The sequence below is a fragment of the Microbacterium sp. 18062 genome (assembly GCF_902706225.1).
Lineage (GTDB): Bacteria > Actinomycetota > Actinomycetes > Actinomycetales > Microbacteriaceae > Microbacterium.
The window spans coordinates 1-20,312 of record NZ_CACSKB010000007.1; the positions used below are offsets into that span (position 1 = coordinate 1).

Genomic DNA, 20,312 nt, shown 5'->3' on the forward strand with positions numbered 1-20,312 from the left:
GGAGGGCGGCGGGACGGGTCACCAGCATGTCGTCGAGCCGGTGGGGGGCGACGCCCATCCGCCGGAGCGCGGGTGCGATCCGGCGCACGACGTGCGCGTAGCCCATGCCGCCGTGCCGGGCGAGCTGCCCCTTCGTCCAGATCGAGCACGACAGCGTGACCCGCGCGTCCGGCCGCTCCGCCAGCATCCGCACGAGGAAGGCGAGACGGTCGCCGTCGCTCGCGTCGCGCGCGCCGTCGGCGAAGTAGTGCTCGCTGCCGAAGGCGAACTCCACCACCGCGCCGGTGTCGACGACCTCGCCGACGTACTCCTCGTCGAGCACCTTGTCGATGTTGCAGAACAGGATGCGCTCGGCGGCCAGCCCCTCGCCGGTGAGGATCGCCGCGACCTCGGGGCCGCGCCGCGCCGCCGCATCGAGCCGGATGCTGACGGCGGCGCCCGCCGCGTGCGCCGCCCTCGCGGCGGCCCGCAGGGCGCGCCGCTCGGCCGGGGTGATCTCCGCGCTCGTGCCGAGGAGCCCCAGCAGGCCCGCGCGGAAGTCCGTGCCGGGGATCGCCTCGGTGAGCGCGGCGGTGAAGTCCCGCTCCATCTCGCTCTCGCTGCGGTCGCGCCACCACGGGGGAAGGGTCTTGTCGATGTAGCTGCCGTAGGCGGCGACGATGTGCACACCGCTGCGCCGCGAGATCTCGAGGAGGTCGGCGTGGCGCGGGCCCATCCCCCAGGAGGTCGCCTCGACGATCGTGTCGAGACCCGCGGCGCGGCCGAGCGCGAGCTCGTCCACGGCGGTGTCGGGGTCGTCGAGGGTGAGGTTGTCGGGCAGCGACAGCCAGCTCCACCGCAGGTCGCCCATGATCTCGGGCCGCAGCTCCCCCTCGAGGGCGCCGCCCTCCCGCGTCGGGCGCAGCAGGTGGCGGGAGTCGGTCAGGACATGCTCGTTGGTGGAGACGGTGCCCGCCGCCTCGACGGGGATCCGGCCTCGGACGGTCTCGATCATTCGCGTTCCCCTCGGTGACGTTTTGTATCCGAAACAGTCTAGAATGGATCCCTAACCCCCGCGTCCTTCGAAGGAGCCGCCGCATGATCATCGACGCCTACAACACGACGCAGGACGTGCGCGGCAGGTCCGACTACCTGACCGGCGCGCGGCCGGGGGAGGAGCCCCCCGCCTACACGCCGTTCGATCCTGCCCGCATCCTCACGCGGATGGATGCGGCGGGCGTCGACATGGCGATGGTGTGCTCGCTCGCGCAGCGCATCGAGAACGACTTCATCATCGGGCTGCAGGACGCCTACCCCGATCGGCTGATCGGCTTCGGGCAGGTGCGTCCCCAGGACGACGACGCGATCGATGAGATCCGGCGCCTCGCGGAGGCCGGCATCCGGGGCCTCAAGCTCCACCCCAGCATGCACGGCTACCACGTGGCCGACCACGGCCTGCTCGATCCGGTCTTCCGGGAGTGCGCCCGTCACGGCATGGCCGTCATCATCAACGCGCTCGACGACGCGTTCTGCGCGCCGTTCTCGATCGAGGAGATCGTGAAGGACCACCCCGACGTGCCGACGATCATCGCCCACATGGGGGCGGTCTGGAACGTGCCGGAGGCGATCATCGTCGCCGAACGCCGCGACAACGTCTATCTCGAGACATCGGCGACCCTCATGGCCGACGTCAAGCGCGCCTACGCGCGCGTGGGCGCCGAGAAGATCCTGATGGGATCCGAATGGCCGGGATCCGACTTCGACCTCGAGCGGATGAAGATCGCCAAGGCTATCCCGGACGAAGCCGACCGCGCACTCGTCGAAGGCGCGAACTACGCCCGCATCCTGCGTCTGCCGGCGTCGTGAGCGACCGCCCGTCGCTCGCGCGGCCGGCCGGGATGGACGATGCCGACGCGGAGCTCCTCACCCGCGCGCGCGACCTGCTCGACGCCGTCTACCGCGAAGGGCGTCACGAGGTCGTCGCGGCGTTCCGCCTGTCGGACGGGGCGATCGTCACCGGCGTCCACGTCGACGGATCCGCGCGGCGCAGCGCCGTGTGCGCGGAGGGCGTGGCCGCGGGCAACGCGATCGCGCAGGGCGCCTCGGCGCCCGTCGTCGCGGCGGTGAGCGTGCTGCGCCGTCCCGGCGGCACGTGGCACCTCATCGAGCCGTGCGGGGTGTGCGCCGAGATGCTCTCGGACTACTGGCCCGACGCCCGCGTCTGGGTGACGGCGGGGTCCGAGGGCGTGCCGACGACGTTCGCCGGGCTGCTGCCGGCCAAGCGCCGCCGCGTGTGGTGACCGCTACGCCGCCGGATCCCGCGGCTCGTCCGCGACGGCGCGGCTGCGCGGCGTCTCGTCGCGGGTGAACGCGGTCAGCACCGCGAGTGCGACGAGCTGGAGCCCCGCGACGATCAGGAAGGCGAGGGTCGAGGACGCCACCGAGATCACGAAGCCGCCGAGCAGTGCGCCGCCGCCGTAGCCGATGCTCGTGAAGCTCGAGAACAGCCCGAGTCCGAGCGCGCGGTTGCGCGAGGTCAGGCCGCGCGTGGCGAGCATCGTGAGCGAGGGGTAGAGCGGCGCGAACCCGACGCCGATGAAGGCCGCGCCGAGGCTCGCGAGCCAGAAGTCCCGTGAGAGCGCGAGAACGGTGAGCCCGACCGTGAGGCACGAGAGCGAGATCGCCGTCGCGCGGAGCGGGCCGATGCGATCGGGGAGCGAGGCGAGCACCAGACGGGCGCCGATCACGCTGACGGCGAAGACGGCGTAGACGGATGCGGCGCCGCCGAAGCCGCCCGAGGGGACCCCCGCGCCCACGAGATGGACGATGAGGAACGCGATCATGATGCCCTCGCCGCACCAGGCGGCGGCGGCCACGACGCCCGGTGTCCACACCGAGCGGAAGGCCTGCCAGAGCTCGCGCGCGGCTCCGCGCGGCAACGCGATGGGCCCGGTCGCCGTCGAGACCGGAAGCACCGTGCGCGGCCGGGGGAGCGCGAGGATCGTGAACACCGTGGCGAGCTCCAGCGCCGCGCAGACGAGGAACACGGTGGCCGCCCCGCCGATCAGCTCGACCGCCGTGCCGAGCTGCGGTCCGATCGCGAGCCCGATCCATACGCTCAGGCCGAAGTAGCTGAGGGCGCGCCCGCGCTGCTCGGCGGGGGCGATCGCGACGAGCCACGCCATGACGATGGTCATTGCGGTGGCGTTGCCGAGCCCGAACAGCACGCGGCTGAGGCTCGCGCCCCAGAGCGTCGGGAGGGCGGCGAGGATCAGCATCCCGACGACCGCGATGCAGCCGCCCGCGATCGCGATCATGCGGTATCCGCGCCGGTCCGCCAGGGCGCCCGCCACGGGCATCGCGACCATGGAGGCGACCGCCGCGATGGCCACGACGATGCCGGCGAGGGCGCTGTCTCCCCCCAGCACCTGCTCGACGTACCCCGGGATGATGGGGGTGCTCGCCGAGTTGGTGATGCCGCCGAGCGTGGAGGCGGCGAAGATCAGCCAGAAGGGGAGGGTGCGGACGATGTCGCGGGGTGCGGCGGCGGCCGCACCGGTCACGGGGCCGGCTCCGGCCGGCACTCGAGGCTGAGCCAGAGCTCGAAGCAGTTGTTGCGCGAGAGCGTGGTCGCCCCGATCGAGGCGCGCCCCATGCTGCCGGCCTCCTCGCCGAAGACGTCGAGGAAGAGGTCGGTGGCGCCGTTCGAGACCTCGTGGAGGAGGTCGAACCCGGGTGGGCAGACGACGAAGCAGAGCGCACGCGACAGGCTCTTCACGTTGTCGAGCGAGCCGAGGGCGTACCGGATCATGCCGAGCGTGTGCACCGCGGTGAGCCGCGCCGCAGCCTGCCCCTGCTCGACGGTGACGTCGACGCCGACGACTCCGGGATGGAGGCGGTCTCCCGCGCGGTTCTCGGGGGTGAGGCCGCTGAGCTCGAGCAGGTCGCCGATGCGGTGGAACGGCTTCATCCGCCCGTATCGTCTGCCGTAGGGCGGGTTGGCGTAGTCGGGGATCTCGAGACCGAGCTCCCGCACTCGTTCCTCAGCACTCGCCATCGTCCCGACCTCGCCAATCTGTATCCGAAAGAGCATATAATGGATCCATTCTAGTGTCCCTCGAGGAGGACCGCCCATGGCATGGAGCGCAGAAGAGCGGGTGAGGGAGCTGGGGCTGGTCATCCCGGACTACGCGGATCCGCCGTATGGCGAGCGGTACGCGACGATGAAGGCCTTTCATCACCTGGGCCGGCAGCTCACGATCAGCGGCATGACCCCCGAGGACCGCCAGGGGAACAGGGTCTTCCCCGGCCGGGTGGGGGAGACGGTCACCCTCGAGCAGGGGTACGCTGCGGCGCGCTACGCGGCCGTCAACGTGCTCGGCCTCATCCGGTACGCCGTCGGCTCGCTCGACGAGGTGACCGGCTTCATCCGCACCCTGACCTTCGTCTGCGTCTCACCCGGCTTCACGGACGTCAACCTCGTCACCAACGGCGCCGCGGACCTCTTCATCGAGGTCTTCGGCGACCGGATCGGCCGGTCGACATCCGCGGGCATCGGCGTCACGAGCCTCTCCGGGAACAACGTGTTCGAGATGGTGACGGTCGTGGAGACCCGCAGCCCCGCGCCCGAGGAGGACGCATGAGGATCGACACCCACCTGCACATCTACGCCGACCCGGCTCGGGGGCTCTTCGAGATCGAGAACTTCCCGATCGTCGAGTACGGCGAGAAGGCGCACATCCCGCTCGCGGGCGTGGGCGGATCGGTCGACGAGGCCCTCGCGGCGCTCGATGCCGCCGGCTTCGACTACGCCACCGTGCTCGGCAGCTACGAGGTGCCCGGGTATCCCGACCTCCCGCCGGGTCGCGACCACTGGCCGACCGAGCCGGTGCACGGCCGGTACCGCGACGACCTCGTCGCCTACAACCGGTGGGTGTGCCGGATGACCGCGCCGCATGAGCGGCTCATCCCGTTCGTCAGCGCGAACCCGGCCGTCATGACCTCCGACGACGCCCGCGAGCATCTCGGCGAGGCATTCTCGGACTGGGGCGCACGCGGTCTGAAGCTGCATCCGATCGGCATCCGGGCGTTCCCGGACGACCCGGGTTTCGAGGGCGTCTACGACGCCTGCATCGAGGCGGACGTGCCGATCGTGTTCCACAGCGGCCCCGACACGCGTGGCCGCGGCTTCTCCGAGCCGCGCGTGTTCGCCGACCTCGCCGCCCGGCGCCCCGACCTGAGGCTGGTGCTCGCGCATCTCGGCGGCGGCTCGTGGCGTGACACGCTCGCGCTCGCCGAGGCGCGCCCGCAGCTCATGTTCGACCTCTCCGAGATCGTGATCTGGATCGGTGCGACCGCGGGTCCCACGGCCGAGGAGGTGGCCGGTCTCATCCGCGGCATCGGCGTCGAGCGGGTCGTGACCGGCTCGGACTTCCCGTGGTACACGCCCGCCGTGACGGCCGCGATCGTCGAGCGCCTCCCCGGCTTCTCGGATGCGGAATGCGACCTCCTGCTCGGCGAGAACGCCGCGCGCCTGCTCAAGCTCGGCTGAACGGGAGCGAGGCGTTCACGCCCGGGCGTGCTCTCGGATCGCGCGAGCGGTCCGTCACGGCGCAGCCCGGTGGTGCACCTGCCCCGGAGGATCGGGGATCTCCGGGGCAGGTGGATCTTCAGATCGCGGCGCGCAGTCCGCGTTCGGTCAGGAGCGGGAGCACATCGTCGGCGAACCGGGACATGCCGTCCTCCCAGAGCGGCCAGCCGAGGAGGCACCCGTCGATGCCGACGTCGGCGAGCCATTCCAGGCCGTCGGCGACCTGGGCGGCGGTGCCGATGAGCGGCACGCCGCCGTCGCCGGCGACCCAGCTGAACCTGCGGGCGGCGGTCGAGTTGTCGCCGGCGACCTCGGCCTCGACGCCCATGATGCGGAGGGCGTTGATCGCGGCGTCGTGCATGCCGTTCTCCTGCGCGTAGTAGTGCAGGAAGTCGCGTGCGGCCTGCTCGGTGGGGCCGTCGACGACGTAGCCGAACGTCCACACCTCGATCTCGCGCCCGTAGCGCTCGCGGGCCTGGCGCTTGGCGTTCTCCACCTGAGCGGTCGCCTGCTCGCGCTCGTCGCTGAGCTTCACGTACAGCTTGTCGGCGTGCTGCAGGGCGAACTCGAGCCCGCGCCCCGACATGGCCGCGTTCATGATCTGCGGACGCTCGCCGACAGGCTTGGGCGCGGAGGAGGCGCCGGTGAGGTGGAAGAAGTCGCCGTCGAGGTCGAACTCCTCCGTCTCCGACCACAGCCGCTCCACGATCTCGATCCACTCGTCGGCGAGGTCGTAGCGGCGGTCGTGGGCCAGGAGGTCCGCGCCGAACATCTCCATCTCGGGGCGGTACCAGCCCGCGAGCACGTTGATGCCCGCCCGGCCGCCCGTGACGTGATCGATCGTCGCCATCTGCTTCGCGGCCATCACGGGATGCACCACCGGCATCGAGACGGTCGCGAAGACGCGGGCGCTCCGGGTCACGGCGCCGACGGCGGCCGCCCAGGTGAGGGTGTCGTAGGAGTCGGAGTGCGGGTTGTGGGCTCCGCCGTAGCCCTTCCACCGCGAGATGGGCACGATCGCCTCGAAGCCCATGTCCTCGGCGCGCAGGGCGAGGTCCGTGACCCGCGACCAGTCGGTCGTGAGCGCCCCCGGGATCGTCGTGAAGGTGATGCCCGGGGCGAGGTTGGTGCCGAAGGTGCCCAGCTGCAGGCGGCTCGCTGCCATGGCCGGCTACTTGAAGACCACGTAGAACTTGCGCACCGGCTCGATGACCGTCCACTCGCCGGTCCAGCCGATCGGGAAGAACGCGGCGCTCCCCGCGGTGAGCAGGACCGCCTCCTCGCCGTCCCGCTTCACGCTCATCCGGCCCTCGACGATGTGCACGATCTCGCCGCGGGTGAGGAACTCCCAGCGCGACACGCCGGGGTCGCTCTCCCAGACGCCGGAGACGATGGTGCGGTCCTCGTTCGCGAACTCGACCTTGCCCCGCACGATGATCTCGCCCGACAGGGGCTCGGCGCTGGGCGGTGCGAGGGGCTTGGCCTCGAGGTCGGCGGCGTCCACGTCGAGAGGACGGATCACATGAGTCATAATTGGATCCTAAATTGTGATTAATGGATCCGCAAGTGAGCGAGTGAGAGGGCGTGCGGGGTGATCGAGACCGTCTTGGGCCAGCGGGATGCGGCGGAGCTCGGGCCGACCAGCATGCACGACCACGTGCTGAGCGACTCGTCCCGCCTGTGCCGGCCGGGGACCGACCCCGCTCCGGCCGGGGAGCGGGTGGGCGTGGAGGTGCTCGGATACCTGCGCTGGAACGCGCTCGCGCTCGCCGACAACCTGCGGCTCGACGATGCCGACCTCGCGGCCGCAGAGCTCGCGCTGGCGGTCGGCCGGGGCCAGCGTGCGCTCGTCGAGTGCTCCTCATGGGGTCTCGGTCCCGACCACGCCTCGTTCCCGGCCGTCGCCGCCGCCTCCGGGATGACGATCGTCAGCTCCTACGGCGCGTACATCCCGCGGACGGTTCCCGGCTGGATCGCGAACCTCACCGAGGCACAGCTCGAGGACCACCTCTTCGAGGCGCTGACGGTCGGCATCCCGGGCGCGACCTTCCGTGCGGGGATGCTCGGGATCATGGGCACGACCGGCGACCTCGAACGGCGGGAGCGCGAGCAGCTGCGCGCCGCCGCCCGTGCCGCGTCGCGGGCGGGAGCGAGCGTGTCGGTGCGGCTCGAGCCCGACGCCCGCCGCGGGCTCGAGGTGCTCGAGATCACCGCCGGTGAGGGCCTCGCGAACGACCGGGTGGTGTTCACCAACGCCGACGAGTACATGGATCACGGATACTGGGCCGAGCTCGCCGATGCGGGGGCGGTGCTGGAGATGTGCTTCGGCACCGAGGCCGTGCACGTCGGACGGATGGACAACCCCTCCGATCGCGAGCGGCTCGCCTTCTTCCCCGAGTTCGCCGCTGCCCGTCCCGGCGCACGGCACGTGCTGGGCGAGTCCGTGTGGACGAAGGCGCAGCTGCGTGCCTACGGCGGCCACGGCTACTCCTACCTGATGGCGCGGATCGTGCCCGAGCTCGTGTCCCGCGGCGTCGCAGCCGAACGGATCGACGGGATGCTGGTGACGGAGCCCCGGCGCCTGCTCGACCGACCGTCCGTCGCCTGAGCGCCGCTCACGCCGCCGCGTCGTGCATCACGCGGCCGCCCACGACCGTGCGGCGCACGGCGGCGGCCGCGAGCCCGCCCGCGACGGAGCCGGCCGCATCCATGGTCAGGATGTGTCCGAGGACGAGGCGGGGGCGAACAAATGGATCCATGTATCCTACTTTAGGATCCATACCTCTCGATCGAGGACAGGAGGAGCCGTGCCGCAGTCGGTCGTCGTGGTCGGAGCCGGTGTCGTGGGCCTCAGCTGTGCCACGGAGCTCGTCGAGCGCGGGAATCGTGTGCGCGTGGTCGCGGCCGACCCGACCGGCGAGGTCTCCCGCGTCGCCGCCTCGCTGTGGGCGCCGTCGTTCGTCGAGCACAGTGAGCGGGTACGCGGCTGGGCCTACGAGACGCTCGCGCGGATCCGTCGCGACGCCGCCCCCGACGCCGGTGTGCGCGAGCAGCTCTCGCGCACGATCGGCACGGGCCCGTGGTCGCCCGATCCGTGGATGCGCGGGTTCGCGCCGGCGCTCCGCGACGAACCGGGCGCGGCGCTGCCCGACGGATACGCGGCGGCGACGCTCGCGGTCGTGCCGCTGATCGACACGACGCGCTACCTGCCGTGGCTACGTGCCCGGCTGGCGGAATCCGGCGTGCAGGTCGAGCAGCGCACCCTCGGCGCGCTCGACGAGGCGGGCGACGCCGACGTCGTCGTGCTCGCCGCCGGCTGGGGCTCGGGGGCTCTCGCGCGGGATGCGGCGCTGTACCCGGTGCGCACCGAGACCCTGACGCTCACCGGCGTCGACCTCACGCACGCCACGATCGTGCGCGACGGGCCGCTGGCCCCCCTGTTCGTCGTGCCGAGGTTCGACGACGTGGTGATCGGCGGCGGCGCCGAGCGCGTGGCCGCGACGACGACGGCCCCCGACCCGTCGTCCGGCGCGGACCTGCTGGCTCGCGCGATCGCGGTCGAGCCCACGCTCGCCGGAGCGCGGGTGTCGGCACGCGCCGTCGGCCTCCGTCCCGCCCGCGACACCGTGCGCGTGGAGCGCGAACGGATCGCGGGGCGGCGCGTCGTGCACTGCTACGGACACGGAGGCGCGGGGATCGCTCTCTCCTGGGGGACCGCGCGCGTCGCGGCGGATCTGGTGGAGGCGACATGACGGGTCCGCACGTGATCGCGGTCGACATCGGCGGGACGCACACGGATGCGGCGCTCGTCACCGCGGACGGCGAGCTCCACGTGCACAAGGTGAGATCGACGCCGTCCGATCCGGGCATCGCGCTCCTCGACGCGATCGACGGGCTCCTCGAGGCGTCGGGGCTCTCGATCGGCGACATCGCCGCCGTCGTCCACGGCACGACCGTCGCGACCAACGCGGTCATCATGTCCGACTACGCCCGGGTCGGGCTGCTGGTCACCGCGGGGTTCGAGGACATCCTCGACATCGGCACCCAGCAGCGCGTCGACCTCTACGACCCGTGGCGGCCTCGACCGGCGCCGCTCGTGCCCCGTGCGCTCGTGCGGGGCGTGCGCGAGCGCACGGGCTCCGACGGCTCCGTCGTCACTCCGCTCGACGAGGACGACGTGCGCCGAGCGGCGCGCGCCTGGCGGGACGAGGTCGACGCGGTGGCCGTCGCCTTCCTCTTCTCCTTCGCCGACGCCGCGCACGAGCGGCGCGCGGCGCGCATCCTCGAAGAGACCCTTCCCGGGGTTCCGGTCACGGTGTCGTCGGTCGTCGCGCCGGAGTTCCGCGAGTACCCGCGCACCGCCACGACGGCGCTGAACGCGGCGCTGCTGCCCCGCAGCGGCGGCTACATCGAGCGCCTCGACGCCCGGCTGCGCGCCCGCGGGTTCGCGGGCGCCTTCCAGCTCATGACCTCGACCGGCGGAGTGGTGCCGGCGACGCTCGCTGCCCGCGCCCCCGTGACCCTTCTCGTCTCTGGCCCCGCGGCCGGTGCGGTCGCAGCGGCCGCGCTCGGCCGCCGGCTCGGCGAGCCCGACATCGTGATGCTCGACGTCGGCGGCACGAGTGCGGACGTCGCCGTCATCACCGACGGCGAGCCGCAGCGCCGCTACCGCGGCGAGGTCGGCGGGATGCCCGTGGCGCTCCCGCAGATAGACGTGCTGCCCATCGGCGCGGGCGGCGGATCCCTCGCCCGCGTCGACGTCCACGGCTTGCTCGCGGTCGGCCCCGAGAGCGCGGGAGCCGACCCCGGGCCCGCCGCATACGGCACCGGCGAGCGTCCCACGGTGACCGACGCGCACCTCGTGCGCGGCTCCCTCGATCCCGGCGGCTTCCTCGGCGGCGCGCTGCCGCTTCATCCCGGTCGTGCGGCGGCGGCGATCCGCGATCACGTCGGGAAGCCGCTCGGGCTCCCTCTCGAGGCCGCGGCGGGCAGCGTCATCCGCATCGCCGACGGCCGCATGGCCGACGCGATCCGGGCGCTCACGGTCGCCAGGGGCGTGGACGTCCGCAGGCTCGCGCTCATGGCGTTCGGCGGCGCAGGCCCGCTGCACGCGTGCGCCATCGCGGAGGATCTCGGCATCGACCGCGTCCTCGTGCCGCGATACCCGGGCCTGACGTCCGCTCTGGGACTCCTCATGGGCGACGGCCGCTACGACCTGGCCCGTACGCACGTCGGAGTGCTCCGGTCGCTCGACGCGGCGCGTGTGGCCGAGATCGTCGCCGAGCTCGTGGACGAGGCTGCCCGGATGCTGCGGGCGGCGGGCGTCGCGGGCGAGCCGACGATCGGCCTCGACGCGGATCTGCGGTACGCGGGCCAGGCGTATGAGCTCACGGTCGCCGTCTCCGACGACGCCGGTGGCGGCATCGCCGACGTGGCCGCCCTCGAACGGCGCTTCCGTCTCGCCCACGAGTCGGCGTACGGCCACGCCTGGGAGCACGCGCCGGTCGAGCTCGTGACGCTGCGGGTGCGTGTCCGGGTGCCGAGGCTCGCCGCCGACTGGCTCGGCGCGCCCTCCGGCGCCGGTGCGGCGGCACCGCGCCGGCGCACCGGCTTCGACGCGGAGGGCGTGCCGGTCGACTACGCCGTCCTCGACCGGCGCGACGTGCGCACGGGGCTCGCGGGGCCCGCGCTCGTCTCTCAGACCGACACGACCACGCTGATCCCCCGGGGCTGGCGCGTCGACCGCGTCGACGGGATCGGGATGGTGCTGCGGCGCGATGACGGAGGACGATCATGAGAGTCGCCGACCCGGTGGTGCGGGAGCTGCTGTGGAACGGGTTCGAGGCGGTGGTCGGGGAGATGTCGCTGCTGCTCCAGCGCAGCTCGTTCTCGCCGATGATCCGGGAGATGCTCGACTTCTCGTGCGGCTTCCTGGACGCCGACGGCAGGCTCGTCGCGGACTCCCACCTCATCCCCGCCCAGGCGGGCACGCTCGAGTTCGCGCTGGCCGGGGCGCTCGCCCGCACGGGTCCCCTGGCCGACGGGGACGTCGTGGTGACGAACGACCCCTACCAGGGTGCGACCCATCTGCCCGACCTCGAGGTGTTCGCCCCTGTGTACGCGGAGGGGCGGCTGCTCGGATACGTCGCCGCCGTGGCGCACCACGTCGACATCGGCGGGATCGCCGCGCGCAACCGCGGTGCGTCGCCGGGGTCGGCCGCGTCGCGCGACCTGTTCGAGGAGGGCCTGCAGCTCCCGCCGGTGAAGCTGGTCGACCGGGGGGTGCGCAACGACGCCCTCTGGGACGTGCTGCTGCGCAACGTCCGTGATCCGGAGTCGGTCGCCGGCGACGTCACCGCCCAGCTGTCGGCCTGTGCGCGCGGCATCGACCGCATCCGGGCGCTCGCGACGAGGTACGGTCCCCATCGGGTCGTGGACGCGGCGGCCGACCTCATCGACGACACGACGGCGCGCGCCGCGGCGATCATGCGCGCGTGGCCGTCGCGCACCGTGCGGGCGACGGGGCTCCTCGACGGCGACGGGCTGCGCTACGAGGAGCCGCTGCGGGTCGAGGTGGCCGTCACCGTGCGCGACGGCCGCATGATCGTCGATCTGGCGGGCTCCGCCGATCAGACGACCGGAACCTTCAACGTGCCCTGGTCGAGCACCTGCTCGGGGCTCGCCTACGCGTTGCGCTGCTTCCTCGGCACGGACGTCCGCCAGAACCACGGCTACATGTCCCGCATCGAGGCGCGGGCCCCCGAGGGGTCGCTCTTCCGCCCGCGCCGACCGGCGGCCGTGGTCTCGCGGCACATGGCCGTGCAGGTGCTGACGGACGCCGTGTTCCGCGCCCTCGGCGAGCTGCTGCCGGACCGTGCGGTGGCGGCGAGCCACGTGTCGTTCCCGACGCTCCTGATGCGCGCCGTGGATCCGCGCACCGGAGCGCAGAAGACGCTGATGGACACGGTCGGCGGCGGAGGCGGCGCCCGGCCGGGGGTACCCGGCGACGACGGCATCGACTCGTACACCTCCAACTGTGCTCTGATCCCGGCCGAGGTCATCGAGCTCGAGTACCCCTGGCGCGTTCAGGCGTGCGAGCTCGTCGACGACAGCGCGGGGAAGGGCCGCTGGCGCGGGGGGCGCGCCGTGCGCCGCGACTACGAGCTGCTCGCCGACGAGGCCACCGGCCGCGTCGCGGCGGAGCAGCGTCGCGAGGGGCACGGCGCGCGCGGTGTCGCGGGGGGCGGTGACGGTGCTCCGGCCGGCGTCGCGGTGCGCCGCCGGGGCGGGACCGGCTGGGAGCCCGTTCCCGTCGAGGTCACGACGCTGAGCGTCTGCCGCGGCGACGTGGTGCGGCTGACCGCCGCGGGCGGGGGCGGATACGGCCCACCCGACGTGTAATCCAATCGAAATCTATATGGATGCATACTTGGAACGATTGGATCCATGCCCGGTCGCCCGGTCACCCGCTCCGTGGACCCACCCGTTCCATCGATCGTGCACCATCCCCCAACGCCCGTAGAGGAGATCACGTGATCAACAAGAAGGCCATCGTCGTCGTAGCGCTCGTCAGCGCAGCGGGGCTCGTGCTGACCGCCTGCGCCGGTGAAGGGTCGTCCACGCAGACGACGTCCACCGCCGACGGTGTCATCAACACCGAGCTCTGGTACGCCCCCACGAACTTCGACCCCGCGCTCGCCTCCGGCTCCTCCGACGTCTCGGTGGCCCGGCTCGGGTTCGACACCCTGCTGCGCAAGGGCGAGACCGAGGGCTTCATCGGCGGCCTCGCCACCGACTGGGAGGCCGCGTCGGGTGCGGAGTACACGTTCACGATCCGTGACGATGCGACCTGCGCCGACGGCACCGTGATCACCCCGTCGATCGTCGCCGCCTCCCTCGAGTACTTCGCGGCCTCGGAGGACTCGGCGGCGCAGGCCTCGAAGGCATCGGTCTTCGGCCCCGGAGAGGTCACGATCACCGCGGACGACGACGCGGGCACCGTGGCGATCGATCTGTCCGAGGCGTACTCGGAGGTCTTCAACGGTCTCACCTCGGAGGTCACCGGCATCATCTGCCCCGCAGGTCTCGAGGATCCCGAGGGGCTCGCGGCCGGGACCGTCGACGGCGCCTGGTCGGGCCCGTACACGCTCGAGAGCTTCTCTGCGGGCGTCAGCGCGACCTACACCCTTCGCGACGACTACGACGCGTGGCCGGACTGGTCGGGCGTCGACGGGACCCCGGCGGGCACGATCAACATCACGGTCTCCTCCGACTCGAACACGAGCGCCAACCTCGTCGCCTCCGGCGGTGTCGACATCACACGCTTCTACGACGCGAACGCGGAGCGTTTCGTCGACGACGACGCCTACTCGTACGTGACGCTGCCGAGCTCGGCCTACACGCTGATCTTCAATCAGAACGCGGGCAGCGGCTCGGTCTTCATCGATCGTCCCGACCTGCGGGTCGCGGTCTCCGAGGCGATCGACAAGGAAGGCTTCAACGCCGCCGGCCTCGACGGACTCGGCACCGCGCTCACCACCGTCACCGCCTCGACGGTGCCGAACACGATCGACGGCTCCGACCTGCTGCCGGAGCTCGATGCGGCCGCGGCATCCGACGCGCTCACCGGAACGACGATCCGCCTGCTGGCGATGTCGAACTGGGACTCGGCGATCGACTTCCTCGCCGAGTCGCTGCGCGCGGCCGGTGCGACCGTCGAGCTCTCTGTGCTGGACCCGGCCGACTGGCAGTCGCAGATGCGCACCCAGCCCGAGAAGTGGGACATCGCCCTGAACGCGACGAACGTGAGCAACCCGCTCAGCCAGGCGATCGCCACCTACGTCGGGCCGTCGGCGGCAGACGGCGGCCGCAACATCGGCGGCGCCGACAATGCGGAGGGCTACGCGTTCCTGCAGGCGGGTCTCGCCGCCGGCGACCCCGAGGAGCAGGCGGCCAACTTCGAGGCGGCGCAGACCACGATCCTCGAGGACGTGTCGATGACCCCGCTCATCACGGACACCCACTTCGTGATCGCCCGCGAGGGCTTCGCGTCGAGCGTGTTCTCGGGCTACTGGGACATCTCGTCGATGCGGATCACCGGCTGAGGCGACACGCGATGCCGAGCGAGACCGCTCGGATGAACCGGACGAACGAGGAGACCACGAGGTGAGCGACACCATCGTCGATCGGCGGGACGACTCGTCCTCCGGTCCACCGCCTGCGAGCCGGCCCCGCCCGGACGGCTCGCAGGCGGTGAAGGCGAGCAGCCTCGCGGGGGCGTGGCGGCGGTTCGCCATGCGCCGCGGCATCGCGCTGGTCGTCAACATCGTGCTGCTCGTGCTCGTCACGTTCTTCATCGTGCAGCTGATCCCGGGCGACCCGGCCGCCGCGATCGCGGGAGAGGATGCGAGCCAGACCGAGGTCGACCAGATCCGGGTCGAGCTCGGACTCGACCAGCCCTGGCCGGTGCAGCTCGGCACCTACCTCGTGCAGGTCGCCCAAGGCGACTTCGGCACCTCGTTCCAGTACAAGGTGCCGGCGATGCAGATCGTGGGAGCCGCCGCGCCCTACACGTTCGCGATCGCCTTCACCTCGCTGATCATCTTCCTCGTGGTGGGGCTCGCCCTCGGCATGGCGGTGGGCATCATCACGCGCGGCGACCGTCACCGATGGCTCGACCACTCGTTCAACATCGGTGCGGGAATCGTCTCCTCCATCCCCGCGTACGTGCAGGCGACCATCCTGGTCACCGTGTTCGCGGTGTGGCTGGCCATCCTGCCGCCCGCCTACTCGCCGGCGTACAACGTGGTGCAGTCCGCGATCCTGCCGATCGCGGCGCTGAGCATCGGCTGCATCGCGAGCGTCGCCCGCATCGTGCGACGGGAGGCCGCCGTCATCCTCGAGCAGGACTACATGCGCACCGCGCGCGGATGGCGGCTCCGGCCCGCGACGCTGTACGCGAAGCACCTGCTCCCCAACCTGCTCACCACGGCGCTCACGCTCTCCGGGATCATCCTCACGGCGCTGCTCGGCTCGACGCTGATCGTGGAGGCGGTCTTCGCGTGGCCCGGGCTCGGCAGCGTCGTCGTGCAGGCGATCTCGGAGTACAAGGACTACCCGGTCATCCGGGCATCCGTGTTCGTGATCGGGGCGATCTCGCTCATGTTCAACCTGGCGATCGACGTGGTCCTCGGTCTCATCGACCCGCGAACCCTGGGAGACGACCGTGGCTAGTCTCGCGACCCCGCCGTTCGCGGCCGTCCGTCGACGGCGCCTCGGCTCCTCGCCGATGCTCTACATCGGCTACGGCATGCTCGGCGTGCTGATCCTGGTCGCGATCCTCGCGCCGATCCTCTACGGCGACAGCGCCGCCACCCTCACCGGGGTCCCCAACTCCGGCCCGACGGCGCAGTTCCCGATGGGAACCGACAGTCTCGGCCGCGACATGCTCGCTCGCACGCTGGTCGCCACCCGCGTGACGATGGTGGCGGCCGCCGCGGCGACCCTGCTGGCGGCGGTGGCGGGCATCGGCATCGGCGTCGCGGTCTGGCTCTCGCCCCGTCGCGTGCGCGAGGCGTCGCTCCGCGTGATCGACTTCTGGGTCTCGTACCCGGCGATGCTCGTCGCGATCGTCGTCGCCGCGATCCTCGGACGCGGGATCGTGACCGCGGTGCTCGCGATCGCGGTCGCGAACACCGCCGGCTTCGCACGCCTCACCGCGAACCTCGCGGCCGGCATCGCGTCGCGCGACTACGTCGTCACCGCGCGGCTCATGGGCGTCCCGACCGGACGCATCGCCACCCGGCACGTCATCCCGAACATGTCGGAGCCGCTCCTGATCCTGATCGCACAGGCGTTCGCCGGGACGCTCGTCGAGCTCTCCGGCCTGTCGTTCATCGGCCTCGGCGCGCAGAGCCCGGCCTTCGACTGGGGGTCGCTGCTGAACGAGGGCGTGAAGAAGATCTACACCAACCCGATCCTCGTCCTCGCGCCGGCGGTCGCGCTCGTCTTCGCGTCCCTGTCGGCGCTGTTCATCGGCGACGGACTGGCCGCGGCAGCCAACCCGCGCTCGAACGTGAGCCGCGCACGGATGCTGCGGGAGGACGCCCCCTCGACGGTCGACGGGGCGTCCTCCGACGCGCTGCTCGTCGTCGAGGGACTCACGGTGCACCACAACGAGAGCGGTCGGGAGCTCGTCTCGAACGTGTCGTTCACGATCGATCGCGGTGAGGTCGTCGGCATCGTCGGCGAGTCGGGCTCGGGCAAGTCCGTGACCGCATCCGTCGTCGCGAAGCTCCTGTCGGAGGGACTCACCGCGTCGGCGGGCACGCTGTCGCTCGCCGGCGCCGACCTGTTCGGCAGCGCGTCGGGCAAGGAGCTCGCCCGTCGCGTCGCACTCGTCTATCAAGACCCCGGCACGGCCCTCAACCCGGCGCTCACGCTCGGATCGCAGCTGTCGGACGTGCTGGTCGGAGTGCTCGGGCAGCGGCGTCGACAGGCGCGCGAGAACCTGGTGGGCCGCTTCGCCGACGTGCTGCTCTCCGATCCCGAGGGCCGTCTGCGGCAGTATCCCCATCAGCTCTCCGGCGGCATGAAGCAGCGCGCCATGATCGCGTCCGCCATGAGCACGAACGCGCAGCTGCTCGTGGCCGACGAGCCGACGACCGCGCTCGATGTCACGGTGCAGCGCGAGGTGCTCTCGCTCATCAAACGGATGAACTCGGAGATGGGCGCCTCGGTGCTGTTCATCTCCCACGACCTCGGCGTCGTGCGGGCGCTCTGCGACCGCGTGCTGGTGATGAAGGACGGCGAGATCGTGGAGCGGATCGAGGACGTGGCACACCTCACGCCCGAGTCGGTGTCGCACCCGTACACGAAGCAGCTGCTCGCGGCGACCCCCGTGGTGCGCCTGTCGGAGCCGGTGCTGACCGAGGGGGACGGGCGATGAGCGCAGTGCTCGATGCGAGCGACGAGACGGTCACCGCGATGGTGAGCGTCCGCGACCTCGATGTGTCGTTCGGCTCGACCCGGGTGCTCCACGGGGTGTCGCTCAGCATCGAGACGGGGCGGACGGTCGGCGTGGTCGGGGAGTCCGGTTCGGGCAAGTCGACGCTCGCGAAGGTGCTGGTGGGCACGGTCCGCCCCGAGAACGGGCAGGTCACGGTCGACGCGATCGATGTGAACGGGCTGAGCCACAGCCAGCGCGGTGCGTTCGCCTATCGCCGCCGCGTGCAGATGATCCCGCAGGACCCGTTCTCGTCGCTCTCACCCCGCCGCACGATCGGGCAGACGCTCGCCGAGGCGCTCGACCCGGTGCACGCGAACGTCCGGCGGTTCTCCGACCAGATCGCGTTCTGGCTGGAGCGCGTCGGACTCTCGGCCGACATGATGCGCCGCTTCCCGCACGAGTTCTCGGGCGGCCAGCGTCAGCGCGTGGCCATCGCCCGCAGCCTCATCCTGGAGCCCTCGTTCGTGATCGCGGACGAGATCACCTCTGCGCTCGACGTGTCCGTGCAGGCGCAGATCCTCGACATGCTCGCCGAGATCAAGGAGGCGCTCGGCGTGACGATGATGTTCATCTCCCACAACCTGGCCGTCGTGCAGAACGTGAGCGACGAGGTCGTCGTGATGTACCGCGGTGAGGTCGTCGAGGCCGGCAGCGTCGCGCAGATCTACGCGGACCCGCAGCACTGGTACACCCGCAGACTGCTCGACGCCGATCCGGGCGCGCCCGGCTTCTCGCTCGACCTGTGATGGCGAGACTGCCCGCGACACCGTTCGCGAGCGAGCATCGACGGATCGTCGGCGCGACGCTCGTGGACGGCACGCTGGCCGATCCGGTGGCGGATGCCGAGGTCGAGATCGCCGATGCGCGCATCGTCTACGTCGGCTCTCGACGAGATCGCGACATCGCCGGTGCGCGCGTCATCGACGCACGCGGCGGCTTCCTCCTGCCGGGGTTCGTCGACGCGCACGTGCACCTCGTCATGAGCACGGACGCCTCGGTCGAGGCGCAGCGCGCGTGGTTCCCCGAGGAGGGGGTCGTCGCGACGCTCGGCAACCTGCGCGCCACGGTCGACGCCGGTGTGACGACGGCGCGGGACCTCAGCGGGCTGACGCCCGGCTACCGTGCCGCGGTCGCACGGGGACAGATCGTCGGCCCGCGGCTCCACCTGGCGATCGCCATGCTCTCCCCGACCGGAGGGCACGCCGACCCGGTCCTGGCCAACGGCTCGCGCCCGCTCTGGGCGGAGCGCGCGACGACGCCGGGATGGGCGGTCGTCGACACCGAGGAGGAGGTCGTGAAGACGGTCCGGGCGCTTGTGCGCACGGGTGCCGACGTCATCAAGGTGTGCACCTCCGGCGGCATGAGCACGCCCCACGACGAGCCGTCGGACCGCGGCCTTCCGCGGGAGCACGTCGCCGTGATCGTGCGCGAGATGCAGGCGCGCCAGGGGCAGCCGGTCACCGCGCACGCGCAGAACGACGACGGCGCGCGGGCGGCGGTGCTCGGCGGGGTCGCGAGCATCGAGCACGGCTACGACCTGTCGGCCGACACGATCGAGGCGATGATCGAGCGCGGCACCGTGCTCGTGCCGACGCTGAGCACCCTGCTCCGCTCGCCCGCCGCCGGCGGCGCCGACGGGGCGGCGAGGCGGGCACGTGCATCGGAGTCGATCCGCTCCGCGATCGCCGCGGGAGTGGGCGTCGCGCTCGGCACCGACGCGGGCATCCATCTCCAGGGCCGGAACCTCACCGAGCTCGGGCATCTGACGCGTGCCGGCCTCACGCCGATGGAGGCGATCCACGCGGGCACGCTCGCCGGGGCGCGGCTGCTGCGTCTCGCGTCGGATCTCGGCTCGATCGAGACCGGGAAGCTCGCCGATCTCGTGCTGACCTCGGCCGACCCGCTCGGCGACGTCGATGCGCTCGGAGACCCGGCATCCGTCCGCCTCGTCGCGCAGGGCGGCGTGATCGTGAAGGATCTCGACGCCCTGCGCGACGCGCGGTGATCGCTCAGGCGGTCGGGGAGGAGAGCTCCGCCAGGGCGGATCCGATGAGATCGGCGACGCGCTCCGGAGCGGCGTGGGGCACGGCATGGCTCGTGCCGACCTCGCTGATCCGCGCGCCCGCGCGGGTCGCCATGTCGCGCTGCGCCTCGACGCGGATGTGCCTGTCGTTCGTGGCGAGGAGATACCAGGCCGGCCGGGCCGCCCATGCGGGCTCGCCGGTGGTCTCGGTGAAGATCGCGTCGGCGGAGACGCGGGCGTCCTCCTCCCGTCTCTCCCAGATCTCGTCCGGGACGTCCCAGGCGAGCTCGCGGCGCGCCTCGGGGCGGCCGTCGGGGATCCACTCGCCGCCGGGGCCGCGCGTCATGAACGAGTTCACCAGTGCCGCGGGGTAGCTGTTGACGATCCCCTGCACCGACTCGCCGCCCGCGGGCGCGAAGGCTGCGACGTAGACGAGGCCCCGCACACGCTCGTGGCGCCCCGCGTTCGTGATCACGGCGCCCCCGTAGGAGTGCCCGACGAGGAGGACGTCGTCGTTCGCCGCGTCGATCATGGCGCGCACCGTCGCGACGTCGTCGTGCAGCGACTGCGAAGGGTTGTCGGCGACCGAGAACGCGATGCCGCGGGACTCCAGCAACGGCGCGACGAGCGACCAGCTCGCCGAGGAGCCGCCGGCGCCGTGGACGAGGACGACGTGCATCGTCTATCCCTTCGATGAGGCTTCGAGGCTGAGC

General features: G+C 71.9%; 20 protein-coding genes. 13 read left to right on the plus strand and 7 right to left on the minus strand.

Annotated features, from left to right (window positions below):
* The coding region (locus GVL03_RS04075) for a phosphotriesterase (protein WP_159499715.1) at positions 1-994 on the minus strand (994 nt) is incomplete at its 3' end.
* A gap of 83 nt (positions 995-1,077) precedes the next feature.
* Between GVL03_RS04075 and GVL03_RS04080 the strand changes: the two genes are divergently transcribed.
* Both GVL03_RS04080 and GVL03_RS04085 read left to right on the plus strand, forming a co-directional pair.
* A complete protein-coding gene (locus GVL03_RS04080; RefSeq protein ID WP_159499716.1) occupies positions 1,078-1,845 on the plus strand; it encodes an amidohydrolase family protein in 768 nt (255 codons plus the stop codon).
* Positions 1,842-2,279 carry a cytidine deaminase gene (locus GVL03_RS04085; RefSeq protein ID WP_159499717.1) on the plus strand — a complete coding sequence of 146 codons (438 nt, stop codon included), beginning with the start codon at positions 1,842-1,844 and terminating at the stop codon, positions 2,277-2,279. Before GVL03_RS04080 ends, GVL03_RS04085 begins: the two co-directional genes overlap by 4 nt.
* Before the next feature lie 3 nt (positions 2,280-2,282).
* Here the strand turns inward: GVL03_RS04085 and GVL03_RS04090 are convergent, their stop codons facing one another.
* Positions 2,283-3,542, minus strand: a complete 1,260-nt coding sequence (locus tag GVL03_RS04090) for an MFS transporter (protein ID WP_159499718.1) — start codon at positions 3,540-3,542, stop codon at positions 2,283-2,285.
* Positions 3,539-4,036, minus strand: coding sequence for a RidA family protein (locus tag GVL03_RS04095; protein ID WP_159499719.1), 498 nt, complete (start codon positions 4,034-4,036; stop codon positions 3,539-3,541). The genes GVL03_RS04090 and GVL03_RS04095 overlap by 4 nt, the downstream gene beginning before the upstream one ends.
* 76 nt (positions 4,037-4,112) lie before the next feature.
* On the opposite strand from GVL03_RS04095, the gene GVL03_RS04100 reads away from it, so the two are divergent.
* The gene (locus tag GVL03_RS04100) at positions 4,113-4,622 is read left to right on the plus strand and encodes a RidA family protein (RefSeq protein ID WP_159499720.1); all 510 of its coding nucleotides are present in this window, start codon (positions 4,113-4,115) and stop codon (positions 4,620-4,622) included.
* A complete protein-coding gene (locus tag GVL03_RS04105) occupies positions 4,619-5,530 on the plus strand; it encodes an amidohydrolase family protein (RefSeq protein WP_159499721.1) in 912 nt (303 codons plus the stop codon). The genes GVL03_RS04100 and GVL03_RS04105 overlap by 4 nt, the downstream gene beginning before the upstream one ends.
* A 118-nt stretch (positions 5,531-5,648) precedes the next feature.
* On the opposite strand, the gene GVL03_RS04110 is transcribed toward GVL03_RS04105, so the two are convergent.
* Positions 5,649-6,734, minus strand: coding sequence for an LLM class flavin-dependent oxidoreductase (locus tag GVL03_RS04110; protein ID WP_159499722.1), 1,086 nt, complete (start codon positions 6,732-6,734; stop codon positions 5,649-5,651).
* A gap of 6 nt (positions 6,735-6,740) precedes the next feature.
* Positions 6,741-7,100 carry a cupin domain-containing protein gene (locus GVL03_RS04115; RefSeq protein WP_159499723.1) on the minus strand — a complete coding sequence of 120 codons (360 nt, stop codon included), beginning with the start codon at positions 7,098-7,100 and terminating at the stop codon, positions 6,741-6,743.
* 60 nt (positions 7,101-7,160) lie between these two features.
* Between GVL03_RS04115 and GVL03_RS04120 the strand changes: the two genes are divergently transcribed.
* Entirely contained in the window at positions 7,161-8,177 is a 1,017-nt protein-coding gene (locus GVL03_RS04120; RefSeq protein ID WP_159499724.1) for a phosphotriesterase, read from the plus strand.
* 7 nt (positions 8,178-8,184) lie between these two features.
* On the opposite strand, the gene GVL03_RS04125 is transcribed toward GVL03_RS04120, so the two are convergent.
* Positions 8,185-8,328, minus strand: a complete 144-nt coding sequence (locus GVL03_RS04125) for a hypothetical protein (protein ID WP_159499725.1) — start codon at positions 8,326-8,328, stop codon at positions 8,185-8,187.
* 48 nt (positions 8,329-8,376) lie between these two features.
* Here GVL03_RS04125 and GVL03_RS04130 point away from each other — a divergent pair, with 48 nt between their 5' ends.
* The 8 genes from GVL03_RS04130 (at position 8,377) to GVL03_RS04165 (ending at position 19,581) form a co-directional block, all read left to right on the plus strand.
* Positions 8,377-9,321: an FAD-dependent oxidoreductase gene (locus GVL03_RS04130; RefSeq protein ID WP_159499726.1), complete on the plus strand. Its 945-nt coding sequence runs from the start codon at positions 8,377-8,379 to the stop codon at positions 9,319-9,321.
* Positions 9,318-11,366 carry a hydantoinase/oxoprolinase family protein gene (locus GVL03_RS04135; RefSeq protein ID WP_159499727.1) on the plus strand — a complete coding sequence of 683 codons (2,049 nt, stop codon included), beginning with the start codon at positions 9,318-9,320 and terminating at the stop codon, positions 11,364-11,366. Before GVL03_RS04130 ends, GVL03_RS04135 begins: the two co-directional genes overlap by 4 nt.
* On the plus strand, positions 11,363-12,970 hold the full coding sequence (locus GVL03_RS04140) for a hydantoinase B/oxoprolinase family protein (RefSeq protein WP_159499728.1): 1,608 nt from the start codon (positions 11,363-11,365) through the stop codon (positions 12,968-12,970). Before GVL03_RS04135 ends, GVL03_RS04140 begins: the two co-directional genes overlap by 4 nt.
* 131 nt (positions 12,971-13,101) lie before the next feature.
* Entirely contained in the window at positions 13,102-14,673 is a 1,572-nt protein-coding gene (locus GVL03_RS04145) for an ABC transporter substrate-binding protein (protein ID WP_159499729.1), read from the plus strand.
* A 61-nt stretch (positions 14,674-14,734) separates the two neighbouring features.
* Complete coding sequence (locus tag GVL03_RS04150; protein WP_235038013.1) at positions 14,735-15,802, plus strand: ABC transporter permease; 1,068 nt, start codon at positions 14,735-14,737, stop codon at positions 15,800-15,802.
* Positions 15,795-17,516 (plus strand): dipeptide/oligopeptide/nickel ABC transporter permease/ATP-binding protein, encoded by a 1,722-nt coding sequence (locus GVL03_RS04155; protein ID WP_235038014.1) that lies wholly within the window; start codon positions 15,795-15,797, stop codon positions 17,514-17,516. Before GVL03_RS04150 ends, GVL03_RS04155 begins: the two co-directional genes overlap by 8 nt.
* Positions 17,513-18,322 carry an ABC transporter ATP-binding protein gene (locus GVL03_RS04160; protein ID WP_159499730.1) on the plus strand — a complete coding sequence of 270 codons (810 nt, stop codon included), beginning with the start codon at positions 17,513-17,515 and terminating at the stop codon, positions 18,320-18,322. The genes GVL03_RS04155 and GVL03_RS04160 overlap by 4 nt, the downstream gene beginning before the upstream one ends.
* On the plus strand, positions 18,322-19,581 hold the full coding sequence (locus tag GVL03_RS04165; protein ID WP_159499731.1) for an amidohydrolase family protein: 1,260 nt from the start codon (positions 18,322-18,324) through the stop codon (positions 19,579-19,581). Before GVL03_RS04160 ends, GVL03_RS04165 begins: the two co-directional genes overlap by 1 nt.
* A gap of 4 nt (positions 19,582-19,585) precedes the next feature.
* Here GVL03_RS04165 and GVL03_RS04170 read toward each other — a convergent pair whose 3' ends face one another.
* Complete coding sequence (locus tag GVL03_RS04170) at positions 19,586-20,278, minus strand: alpha/beta fold hydrolase (protein ID WP_159499732.1); 693 nt, start codon at positions 20,276-20,278, stop codon at positions 19,586-19,588.
* Positions 20,279-20,312: the final 34 nt, after the last annotated feature.

Excerpts from the sequence above, each read along its gene's own strand:
- GVL03_RS04080 (WP_159499716.1), top strand. The coding sequence starts at position 1,078 with ATGATCATCGACGCCTACAACACGACGCAGGACGTGCGCGGCAGGTCC.
- GVL03_RS04095 (WP_159499719.1), bottom strand. The coding sequence starts at position 4,036 with ATGGCGAGTGCTGAGGAACGAGTGCGGGAGCTCGGTCTCGAGATCCCC.
- GVL03_RS04100 (WP_159499720.1), top strand. The coding sequence starts at position 4,113 with ATGGCATGGAGCGCAGAAGAGCGGGTGAGGGAGCTGGGGCTGGTCATC.
- GVL03_RS04105 (WP_159499721.1), top strand. The coding sequence starts at position 4,619 with ATGAGGATCGACACCCACCTGCACATCTACGCCGACCCGGCTCGGGGG.
- GVL03_RS04110 (WP_159499722.1), bottom strand. The coding sequence starts at position 6,734 with ATGGCAGCGAGCCGCCTGCAGCTGGGCACCTTCGGCACCAACCTCGCC.
- GVL03_RS04115 (WP_159499723.1), bottom strand. The coding sequence starts at position 7,100 with ATGACTCATGTGATCCGTCCTCTCGACGTGGACGCCGCCGACCTCGAG.
- GVL03_RS04125 (WP_159499725.1), bottom strand. The coding sequence starts at position 8,328 with ATGGATCCATTTGTTCGCCCCCGCCTCGTCCTCGGACACATCCTGACC.
- GVL03_RS04135 (WP_159499727.1), top strand. The coding sequence starts at position 9,318 with ATGACGGGTCCGCACGTGATCGCGGTCGACATCGGCGGGACGCACACG.
- GVL03_RS04140 (WP_159499728.1), top strand. The coding sequence starts at position 11,363 with ATGAGAGTCGCCGACCCGGTGGTGCGGGAGCTGCTGTGGAACGGGTTC.
- GVL03_RS04160 (WP_159499730.1), top strand. The coding sequence starts at position 17,513 with ATGAGCGCAGTGCTCGATGCGAGCGACGAGACGGTCACCGCGATGGTG.
- GVL03_RS04165 (WP_159499731.1), top strand. The coding sequence starts at position 18,322 with ATGGCGAGACTGCCCGCGACACCGTTCGCGAGCGAGCATCGACGGATC.
- GVL03_RS04170 (WP_159499732.1), bottom strand. The coding sequence starts at position 20,278 with ATGCACGTCGTCCTCGTCCACGGCGCCGGCGGCTCCTCGGCGAGCTGG.